The sequence below is a fragment of the Leptospiraceae bacterium genome (genome assembly GCA_016708435.1).
GTDB lineage: Bacteria > Spirochaetota > Leptospiria > Leptospirales > Leptospiraceae > UBA2033.
The window spans coordinates 38,937-49,073 of the sequence record JADJFV010000038.1 but is presented as its reverse complement, the minus strand read 5'-3'; the positions used below and the strand labels follow the sequence as shown (position 1 = coordinate 49,073).

8 protein-coding genes are annotated in these 10,137 nt (G+C 38.3%); 3 read left to right on the top strand and 5 right to left on the bottom strand.

What is annotated here, in order from left to right; genetic code table 11:
- Nucleotides 1–57: 57 nt before the first annotated feature.
- A complete protein-coding gene (locus IPH52_28155; protein MBK7058856.1) occupies nucleotides 58–1,053 on the top strand; it encodes an NAD(P)-dependent alcohol dehydrogenase in 996 nt (331 codons plus the stop codon).
- A 231-nt stretch (nucleotides 1,054–1,284) separates the two neighbouring features.
- On the opposite strand, the gene eutC is transcribed toward IPH52_28155, so the two are convergent.
- Entirely contained in the window at nucleotides 1,285–2,031 is a 747-nt protein-coding gene (eutC, locus tag IPH52_28150; GenBank protein MBK7058855.1) for an ethanolamine ammonia-lyase subunit EutC, read from the bottom strand.
- A 148-nt stretch (nucleotides 2,032–2,179) separates the two neighbouring features.
- On the opposite strand from eutC, the gene IPH52_28145 reads away from it, so the two are divergent.
- Nucleotides 2,180–2,662 (top strand): peptidylprolyl isomerase, encoded by a 483-nt coding sequence (locus tag IPH52_28145; GenBank protein ID MBK7058854.1) that lies wholly within the window; start codon nucleotides 2,180–2,182, stop codon nucleotides 2,660–2,662.
- On the opposite strand, the gene IPH52_28140 is transcribed toward IPH52_28145, so the two are convergent.
- From IPH52_28140 to IPH52_28125, 4 genes are all read right to left on the bottom strand, one after another.
- On the bottom strand, nucleotides 2,659–4,026 hold the full coding sequence (locus IPH52_28140; protein MBK7058853.1) for an ethanolamine ammonia-lyase subunit EutB: 1,368 nt from the start codon (nucleotides 4,024–4,026) through the stop codon (nucleotides 2,659–2,661). The two genes, IPH52_28145 and IPH52_28140, sit on opposite strands and share 4 nt — an antisense overlap.
- Nucleotides 4,019–5,329 carry an ethanolamine permease gene (gene eat, locus IPH52_28135; GenBank protein MBK7058852.1) on the bottom strand — a complete coding sequence of 437 codons (1,311 nt, stop codon included), beginning with the start codon at nucleotides 5,327–5,329 and terminating at the stop codon, nucleotides 4,019–4,021. The genes IPH52_28140 and eat overlap by 8 nt, the downstream gene beginning before the upstream one ends.
- 305 nt (nucleotides 5,330–5,634) lie before the next feature.
- Nucleotides 5,635–7,413, bottom strand: coding sequence for a hypothetical protein (locus IPH52_28130; GenBank protein MBK7058851.1), 1,779 nt, complete (start codon nucleotides 7,411–7,413; stop codon nucleotides 5,635–5,637).
- 179 nt (nucleotides 7,414–7,592) lie between these two features.
- Nucleotides 7,593–9,809, bottom strand: a complete 2,217-nt coding sequence (locus tag IPH52_28125) for a caspase family protein (protein ID MBK7058850.1) — start codon at nucleotides 9,807–9,809, stop codon at nucleotides 7,593–7,595.
- Nucleotides 9,810–9,938: 129 nt separating this feature from the next.
- On the opposite strand from IPH52_28125, the gene IPH52_28120 reads away from it, so the two are divergent.
- The gene (locus IPH52_28120; GenBank protein ID MBK7058849.1) at nucleotides 9,939–10,076 is read left to right on the top strand and encodes a hypothetical protein; all 138 of its coding nucleotides are present in this window, start codon (nucleotides 9,939–9,941) and stop codon (nucleotides 10,074–10,076) included.
- The last annotated feature ends 61 nt before the right edge of the window (nucleotides 10,077–10,137 follow it).

Sequence of the window (10,137 nt, the reverse complement as noted above, 5' to 3'; positions counted from 1 at the left end):
TTAGTTTGTTAATAAAATACTGAATAGAAGTTATTACTTTTTTATATAGAGGTATTTATGAAAATACAAGCATTAGCCGCATTAGAAAAACAAGCAGAGCTAAAAGATTTTAGTTACGAAAGTGTTTCCCTTTCCGAGAATGACTGTATAGTCAAAGTTCATACCTGCGGAATTTGCCATAGTGATATTCACATGATTGACAATGATTGGGCAATAGCAAAGTATCCGCTTGTCCCCGGTCACGAAGTTGTTGGAGTGATCACAGAAGTGGGTTCTCTTGTTAGCCACATGAAAGTTGGAGATCGAGTTGGAATTGGTTGGCAATCCGGAGCTTGCATGGAATGTAAGGATTGCCTGCGCGGAAACGAAAACCTTTGCAGTAAAAACAAAGGCACAATTGTAGGACGTCATGGTGGATTTGGAAGCCATGTTCAAATAGACAGTCGCTTCTGCTTTAAAATTCCAGATGAACTAGAATCAGCTGTAGCCTCACCACTTCTCTGTGCCGGCATAACTGTATACTCCGCACTTCGCTATGCAGGTATGACATCTGGACAAAACATTGGAATCATCGGCATAGGCGGACTCGGTCACCTGGCAGTTCAGTTTGCGGCAAAACTAGGTAACCGCGTAACTGTTTTTACAACCAGTCCGGATAAAGAAAAGTTTGCGCTAGAAAATGGAGCAAGCGAAGTAGTTGTAGGAACTCCTAAAAGCACAAAGAATAAACTAAACATTATATTAAACACTACCCACAATGATCTAGACTGGCCTCGTTTTCTAAGCCTTTTAGATTCTGATGGAACATTAACTTTTGTAGGTGTGCCACCAAGCACTCTTTCAAACGTTCACGTAGGAATGCTTTTAAATAAACGCCTGCGCATTATGGGAAGTCCGATCGGGGGAAGAGCAATGATTAACGAAATGTTAGAAATTGCCGCCAAACACAAAATAGCCCCAGTCATCGAAAAATTTCCATCTACTCGCGCAAACGAAGCCATCTCCAAAGTGCGCGCGAACAAGGTTCGCTATAGAGCGGTTCTGGAGTTTTAAAAAAGCTGTCATTTCGAACAGCTTCATCAGCGTAAGCGTGAGAAATCTATTTTGCAATAAAACGATAGTGTTAAGCAAGATAGATTTCTCACTTCAATCTTAACATTAAGTGCCAAACCCAATCGTATAACGAAGTTCGAAATGACCGTCGCAAACCCATCTGTGTTCATCCGTGTTCATCGGTGGTAATTTTTTTAATGTCTCCTGATGCTATTGCACTATCTTTTAAATTTACACCGGAGATTTTTTTCGCAAAGATTCTTCTATGAGGTAGAGAATTTTTGTAGTGGCTAATGGATAATCCATACCACCTTCTCGGATGTTCGAAATACAATTGCGTCTCTCGTCTGTGGTTTTAGGTTTTGTTTTGTATGTTAGATATACTCCTAAACTATCAGGAGAACTTAAACCGGGACGCTCTCCAATTAAAACGAGGCAAATGTCTGTTTTCTGCACAAAAGAAATTTCATCTCCAATGGCAACTCTACCGTTTTTGACAAGAGCGATAGGCGCAATATTAAACTTGCGTTTGCGAAGCTCCGGTATTAGAATATTAAATAAGGGAATGATATTTTTTTCAATGGCAGCACTCGACAATCCATCCACTACAATAAGAGAAATTGAATGAGAGACTTTTGATTTACTATTTGTCTTTGCATTCGTTTTCATTTTAGTTTTGGAATTTTCAGAAAGAATCCGACCGAGGTCAGGTCGAGTAAGATAATTTTCACGATTAGCACAGGCGCTATCTAATTCAATCGTAGAGATTTTTTCTTTTTTTAAAAAACTTATAATTTTTTTAAAATCAATCTTCGTCAACACTGCGTCCCTTGCCTGAGCATGAGCCATTTGAAACGCAAGTAATTCCGCAGTCGGAACAGCAACTCCACTTCGTCCAATCCCAATGCGAGCCGAGGTGAATTGTTTCAGCTTTACCCATGGATCTAAATTCTTCGACAGAGGAGTTTCTTTCTTCATAAATTAAACATCCGAGAGGATAATCTAGTTGGCAAGATTTAAAAAGAGAATGACAGATTCCTTATCCTATTTTTTTGTAAAAATAAAGAATTAAAAACCCACCTAAGACAAGGATTCCTTTCTATCTTTTGTGGAGAAAGGATATTTTATGGTTATTTCTAAAAACAAAGTCGTTGCAATCGACTATACATTAAAAAATACAGATGGCGAAATCATTGACTCATCTGTTGGTCAAGAGCCACTCGTTTACATTCAAGGAATCGGAAATCTTATTCCAGGTCTTGAAGAAATTCTAGAAGGAAAATCAGTCGGCGATACGTTTAACGCCGTTATTCCTCCCGAAAAAGCTTATGGCAATTTCGATGAGAACCTCGTGCAGCTAATTCCAAGTAAACACTTTGCTCAAATTCCAAACCTAGAAGTGGGAATGCAGTTACAGGCAAACATGGGCGGGGAAGTGCGCATAGTCACTATTACCTCCATTGAAGAAAATGAAGTTCAAATTGACGCAAACCATCCTTTAAGCGGCGAAACACTTAACTTTGATGTAACAATCAAAAGCATTCGTGACGCTAGCCAGGAAGAACTAGACCACGGTCATGTTCATGGAGAAGGTGGACACCACCATTAAAATTCTGCTAATAGCTTAGCAGTAGTCTTAGAGCGGGGAATCATTTTCTCGTCTAAGATTTGCATTTTCAAAAGCCAGTCTTCAAATTCAGGAGCTGGCTTTAATCCCAAAGCTTGCCTTGCGTATAACGCATCATGAAACGAAGTGCTCTGATAATTTAGCATAATGTCATCCGCTCCCGGAATTCCCATTATAAAGGTGCACCCGGCAACTCCGAGTAGAGTTAGTAGCGTATCCATATCATCCTGATCTGCTTCTGCGTGGTTGGTATAACAAATATCACAGCCCATAGGAAGTCCAAGTAGCTTCCCACAAAAATGATCTTCTAGTCCAGCGCGTATTATCTGTTTGCCGTTGTATAAGTATTCCGGTCCAATAAACCCAACTACTGTGTTTACTAGGAGCGGATTAAATTTTCTTGCCACTGCATAGGCTCGCACCTCACAGGTTTGTTGGTCTAGAGAATAATTAGCATTAGCCGAAAGAGAACTCCCCTGCCCTGTTTCAAAATACATTAAGTTATTTCCGACTGTTCCACGCTTAAGCGATAGTCCTGCCTCGTAGGCTTCCCCGAGCAAATTAAGATTTACCCCAAAACTAGAATTTGTTTTTTCCGTTCCACCGATTGATTGAAATACCAAGTCAACGGGTGCTTTTTTTTGAATGGCTTCGATTGTATTTGTTACATGGGTTAATACGCAAGACTGAGTCGGAATTTTGTATTTTTCTCTGACTCCATCTAGCATTTTCAAAAGCTCTATCGCATTATGGACATTATCCGTAGCAGGGTTAATTCCAATCACGGCGTCCCCACTACCTAGAAGAAGTCCATCAATTAAACTTGCTGCAATTCCTTTTAAATCGTCTGTTGGATGATTGGGTTGTAGTCTTGTAGAAAGCCTTCCGTGAAGTCCAATTGTATTTCTAAACTTAGTAATGACTTCGCATTTTTTGGAAACAGAAATCAAGTCCTGGTTGCGCATAATCTTAGAAACCGCAGCAGTCATTTCAGGAGTAATTCCATCTTTGATTCTCTGTAAAATCTCTGTAGTAGTATTTTCCGAAAGCAAATACTCGCGAAATTCTCCAACGGTCAAATTGGCAATTGGTTGAAATGCTTCTTTGTTATGAGAATCCAAAATTAATCTTGTGACCTCATCTTTTTCATAAGGAATTAATTCCTCTTCCAAAAAACGCTTGAGGGGAACTTCCGCAAGTGCCATTTGTGCTGCCACTCTTTCTTCTTGTGTGTTAGCCGCAACACCTGCTAAAATATCTCCCGAACGAAGAGGAGTAGCTTTCGCCATTAATACTTTTAGATTTTTAAATTGGTAGGTCTTTCGACTAACGACTGTTTTATACATGGTTCCTTCCTCTCAAATAAAAGTAGAAATAAGAATAAGCAATACTTAAAATTATAATATAGAAAATCCCAATCGTAAAATTAAAAACAAAAAGGGATACAATGGAAATAAAGGCAAGAATGAGTGCAACGATTGGTGTGACTGGAAAAAATGGAACCTTAAAAGACCCTTTGATATGCGGATGATTTTTATGCAAATAAAGAAGAGCAAACATTGAAATGATATACAGTGTAAGAGCACCAAAGCAGGCAAGTGTAATAATCTCAGAAGTTTTTCCTGTAAGAAGGGCGAGAATTCCAATTCCAGTATTGGCTAACAAGGCATTAGCCGGTGTATGAAACTTTGGACTAATTACTCCGAGTGGCTTCGGTGCATAACCCACTCTTGCGAATTCATAGGTCGCTCTACCGGATGCAAGAATGATTCCATGAAAAGATGCGACTAATCCGAATAATCCGATTGTAATCAGCATATGATAAAGAGCTGAGTCTTTTCCTACAATAAAAGAAAGTGCAAGCGGAAGAGGAGAATCTGACATTTCCCTAGAGCCTTCGGGGTAAACAATGCTTTCCCAACCACTGACTCCAACCGAAGAAATAAAAGTGAGAATACAAAGAATAACAAGTGTCAGTAAAGCAAAACCAAATCCTATCAAAATGTTTTTTTGTGGATTGATAACCTCCTCGGCAACATTGGCAACTCCTTCAATGGCTAAAAAAAACCAAATAGCAAATGGAATCGAAGCAAAAATTCCTGCAATCCCATTGGGCAGAGGATTTTTTTCCAGATTAGAATATTGAAAATGAGGAAGGGTGATACCGGCAAATATAAGCAATTCGACAACTGCAAAAATCGTTACGACCAACTCAAAAGAAGCAGCAGTCTTTACGCCCGAAATGTTAAGAGCGGTAAATACCAAATAGGCGAAAATGGCAATTGTAAGAACAGGAATAGCAGGAAAGAAAATATGGAAATAAGCACCAATAGCCGCTGCAATGGCAGGAGGGGCAAATACAAATTCGATAATCTGTGCGACACCCGCAATATACCCGAGATGATGATTTAATGTCAAGTTTGCGTAGTCAAACGCACCACCGGCTTTCGGAATCGCACAGGCAAGCTCCGTATAACTAAACGTAAACGCGATATACATAATCATTACAAAAAATGTCGCAATCGCAAATCCAAGACTTCCGCCTTTTGGCAGTCCTAAATTCCATCCAAAATACATTCCCGAAATTACATATCCCACACCGAGTCCCCAAAGTAAAAACGGACCCAGATTTCGTTCTAATTTGCTCATAGCGACCTCAGTTGAGAGATTTTCGAATCAGGGATTGTGATGCAAGTAGAAAAAAAATGGGATTTTTTAGTTGTTGGGGGACTTTTTGACCTAACCCCACACTCTGCCGTAGCGTAGAATACTCTGAAGTAGCACCTTCCCTTTCCACCCGTTTGCTTAGTCGCAAACCCAGCGCCTTCGCCGGAAGTGGCTAATCCATAATAGCCAGACAACATCTGACAGATGTGGGGTTAGGTCATTCCGGCAAACACGCATAACCCACACTTAAAAAAAACCAGTAATCCAAAATTAGGAATAGGTAATATCTACCTCTTCTCAAACTCCAAGCCCACCGGACGATAGAACCTGTCGAGCTTCAAATGAAGAAGTCTCTTCTCGAACTGCCCGCGGGGATTTGGAAAATAGAGATGATACTCAGGCGACTCAAGCACTCCGTTAGCATCGGGCTTCTCAGTGGTTAACGGGTGGTATCTGTCGAAGCGCTCTTTTCTTTCGGCTAACGTTCCATCGTATCGGTAGGATACTTTGCGTAATGTGCAGTTTTCGAGTTCTTTGGTGAATTTTTTTACGAAGTCATTATATTCATTGAAGAGCTTCTTACCCTTTTCTTGTCCGAGAGAGTCTGTTAGCTTTTTTTCTAAGTTAGGTAGATGTCGATATTCTTTTTTCCAAACAGAAATTTGTTTTTCTATAGTAGATAGTTCTTTATTAAATTCCTTTTCTTTCAAAGCATCTAAGAGGCTAGTATGGATTTGCTTCCACTCTTCACTAAATTCTTTTTCTATTTCCACACGTGCAGTATTATTATCTAGATATTCGTACTTTGTCTTTCCATCAGCTCTATACTGTTCTTCTAAGATTTTATTTCCTTTTTCATCGTATTTATAAACATATCGTGCAACACTGTCGATGTATCCCGTTGCTAAATTATTTCCTTCTTCATCATCTCTATACACAACCTCGACGGTAAATTTTTCTTTTAACTTTCCATCAGCTCCATAAGTTTCTTCTAATACTTTATTTCCTTTTTCATCATATTTATACAAATATTTATCTATTAACTTTTCGTCTGCTCCATACGTTTCTTTTGATAACATATTTTCTTTTTCATTATATTTATACACGAATCGTTCTTTTAGATTTCCGTCTGTTCCATAAGTTTCTTCTAATACTTTTTTTTCTTTTTCGTTATATTTATACACGAATCGTTCTTTTAGATTTCCATCTGTTCCATAAGTTTCTTCCAATACTTTTTTTCCTTTTTCATCATATTTATACACTAATGATAATCGTTCTTTTATATTTCCATCTTCTCCATAAGTTTCTTGTAATAGTTTATTCCCTTTTTCATCATATTTCTGCACATATTTATCTATTAACTTTCCATCTTCTCTATAAATTTCTTCTAGCAGTTTATTTCCTTTTTCATCATATACGTATTTAAAAAATAATTTTCCATCTTCTCTATAAGCTTCTTCTAGTAGTTTATTTCCTTTTTCATCATATTTATACACAAATTTAATTCTTAACTTTGCATCTTCTCCATAAGTTTCTTCTAATACTTTATTCCCTTTTTCATCATATTTATACATATATTTATAAAATAACTTTCCTTCTGCATTATAAAGCTCTCGTAATATTTCGTTTCTCTTTTCGTCATATTTGGTGCTAATATAGTCTTTCAATATTCCATCTGCTCTATAAGTTTCTTCTAATATTATATTTCCTTTTTCATCATATTTAAATACATATCGCGCAATACGCGCATCGCCGTACACTTCTAATTTTCCATCCGTTCCATACGTTTCTTGTAATAGTTTATTCCCTTTTTCATCATATTTATACACATATCGTGCAATGCCCCAGTGATCTCCTTTCCACTTTCCATCTTGTCCAAAAAATTCTTTCAAAACTATATTTCCATTTTTATCATTTATAGAAAACTTCGAATTGCTTTTATTCCCCTTTACAAGGTCTTCCTTCTCATCTAAATAATGCACAATCGATTCCTCATAATCCTTCCTCTCCCGATTATAAGTAAACAAATGCTCTTCAATCGAAATCCCTTCAGCGGTAGATACCAATTTGCCGTCAACTCCATAATAAGTAACGCGCTCTAATAATTCCTTCTTGTAGCCAAATTGGTATTTGCCTCCACCGGTGGTTCCATATTGGTAACGGTATTCATGGATTCCCCTTTCATCTGTAACAGGAACAGGGTCTAGAGTTGTATTTCTTGTTTCTCCGAAATACTTTTTAGCGGTTACTCGATCTTTGTCGTCGTAGGTATAGACTGTGCGGAAGATTCCTCCTTTGTGCCAGGGCGTTCGTCATGGCGGAAGTATTGTTCTAGTTTCTTTAGTCCCTTGTCGTTGAATTGGTTTTCTTTCTTGGCAATTCCACTTGGTCTTGCTTTAGACTTTTCTGATTTGTCTAGATAGACTTCTGTTTCGATGCAGTCAGCGTAGGCTTCTTTGCGTTTGAATTTTTCGGTTAGTTCTGATTTGGCTTTGTCGTCAGATTCTTGGTATATTTCCTTAGATGATTCTAGATTCCAAATCCGATTCACACAAGCATCGTTATAAGTATAATTCGTAACGGCTACTTCGTCTTTGTCGCCGATGCGTTTTCCTTCTTTATCAAAGTTTTGTTGGCTAACAAGCTTATACCTAGGGTCATAGGTAAATGTTTTTCGAGCAATTCCTGTTTGATTGCCGGAAAGCTTTCCGTCGGAGCCAAAGTATTCTTCGGAGACCGGTTTTCCTTTTCCTAAGTAGCTTGCGGTATAACGGGCGTAACCGTATTCGTTGTTTGTGAGTTCTCCCTTGGCATTGTAGAATTCTTCGAGAGTCTTTTCGCCGTTATAATCCCAGGCTCGAATTGTTTTCGTAATCTCTGCACTTCCAATCGCGACTGGTTTTCCTTTGTCGTCGAAGTATTCCTGTAAAATATTGTTCCCATTGAAGTCAAACTTCTGCCTCTGGAAACGGATTCTCTTTTTGTCTTTGTCTTTTTTATCTTCTTCTGTGAGCGGATAAAGAGAAGTAAACTCCCAACCATTTTCTTCGTCAAGCTCAAGTCCATGTGTATAAACAGGCTCTTCGTTGTAGTTGTATTGCTCTGCTGTAAAGCCTTGCAAGTCTCCCATTTTATTTCTATCAAAAGCATATTTCATTCTAGAAATTCCTTCTAGACTTTCGGGATAGTATTTTCCGGTGTCTTTACTCTTCGCAAAGAATTTTAAATCGTAGCGCTCCTTGTTTTTGTTGAATAAAACTTTAGCGGCTACTGGTCGTTCTTCGCTTGTGTCCATATACCCACGGCGCTCTACTCGCACTTCTGATTCCGGTGGTCGTCCGTAGGTGATTAAAAAATCTCCTGTGAATCCTCTCTGAGTTGACACCTTGTAAACAGCTTGTTTGGGTTTGCTCTGCGATATTTCGCCATTCCCGCGTTCCCTTTCAACTTTTTCATACTCTAATTGCTCTAAATCAAATTTCTTTTTTACAAATAATTCTAAACTCTCAAGGGTTACATACTCAGCAGGGGTTTCGTCTTGTATTCCGCCAGAGATTGCCTTACGCATATAGTAGGTAAACTTTCCACTTTCAATGGATTCATCTTCTAAAGAAGATTCATTCGGAGAAGTTCCAATTAGAATCACAACTCCCTTTGCATCCTTTACAATCTGCGGAATTTCTTCTCCATAGTTTTGAAAGGAAATAAGTTCTTTGGTCGGCTCTTCTTTTGGAATTTCTTTTGCGATTTCTTTACTTGGTTCAGGCTTACCAGAATTTGCCGCTTTTGTCTTATCGTCTTTGCCTAATTCTTTTTTATTTTGCGTTGGTGCTTCTTCTGCATCTGCTTTCGGCAAAGGACTGCGACAGGCATCAATTAAAAATATCACTTGATCGATTTCAGATTTGCCTTTATCCGCTTCTTTTGCTTTCTCTGCTTCTGTTTTAAAACCATTTGCCATTTCCGTTAGCACGATTCCATTTTTGGCAACTGCTTTCTCTTTTACAAACTCCACTTCCACATCCATCGGCGCGATAGAATTTTTATCATCCTTCCCATCAATAAATCCGTGTCCTGAATAATAAAATACAAGCGTATCTGGCTTCTCTGCAAGAATTGATTTGTAAGTCGCTTCAATATTTGCCTTCGTCGGCAAATACTGCATATCCCGTGATTCTTCTTTTCCTTTTGTGACAATAACTTTTCCATCTATATCATTCAGCATAAATATTTTATCAAAATGCCCAACTTGCGAAAAAAGTTTATACATCTCTCTCGAATCTTTCACCGCGTATTTTAATTCGGTTGTATTTTTGTATTTGTTAATCCCAACCAAAAAAACATAACGTTTTTTTTCGTGCCAAGGCTTTGATTTTTCATCGTCTGCGTGATACGGATTCTGTTGTAAAAATACAAATACAATAACGGAAAGGAACTTTAGGAAAAGTTTGAAATTCTTCATACGCACACTAAGCATTTTCGATAAAAGAAATGTCAAGAGTGATTCCTGAATCTGCTATTTCGAGCGCGCTGGCGAGTGGTAATAATTTATTTTAACTGTCATTTCGAACGTCGCTTGGCGACTAGATTTATGACTAAGCAAATAGGCGGATGTGAGAAATCTATCTGGCAATACTACGATAGTTTTAAGCAAGATAGACCTCTCACGATGGGGCAGTTCGAGGTGACTGGGGTAAAACCATTCCCAATCCGTGTTCATCCGTGGTAATCTTCCAATTCCTCACCCTAAAAATTTCTAGCCTAGTCTTTCCCATTTTGAAAAATGGAAG

Excerpts from the sequence above, each read along its gene's own strand:
- IPH52_28155 (MBK7058856.1), top strand. The coding sequence starts at position 58 with ATGAAAATACAAGCATTAGCCGCATTAGAAAAACAAGCAGAGCTAAAA.
- eutC (MBK7058855.1), bottom strand. The coding sequence starts at position 2,031 with ATGAAGAAAGAAACTCCTCTGTCGAAGAATTTAGATCCATGGGTAAAG.
- IPH52_28145 (MBK7058854.1), top strand. The coding sequence starts at position 2,180 with ATGGTTATTTCTAAAAACAAAGTCGTTGCAATCGACTATACATTAAAA.
- IPH52_28140 (MBK7058853.1), bottom strand. The coding sequence starts at position 4,026 with ATGTATAAAACAGTCGTTAGTCGAAAGACCTACCAATTTAAAAATCTA.
- eat (MBK7058852.1), bottom strand. The coding sequence starts at position 5,329 with ATGAGCAAATTAGAACGAAATCTGGGTCCGTTTTTACTTTGGGGACTC.
- IPH52_28125 (MBK7058850.1), bottom strand. The coding sequence starts at position 9,809 with ATGAAGAATTTCAAACTTTTCCTAAAGTTCCTTTCCGTTATTGTATTT.
- IPH52_28120 (MBK7058849.1), top strand. The coding sequence starts at position 9,939 with ATGACTAAGCAAATAGGCGGATGTGAGAAATCTATCTGGCAATACTAC.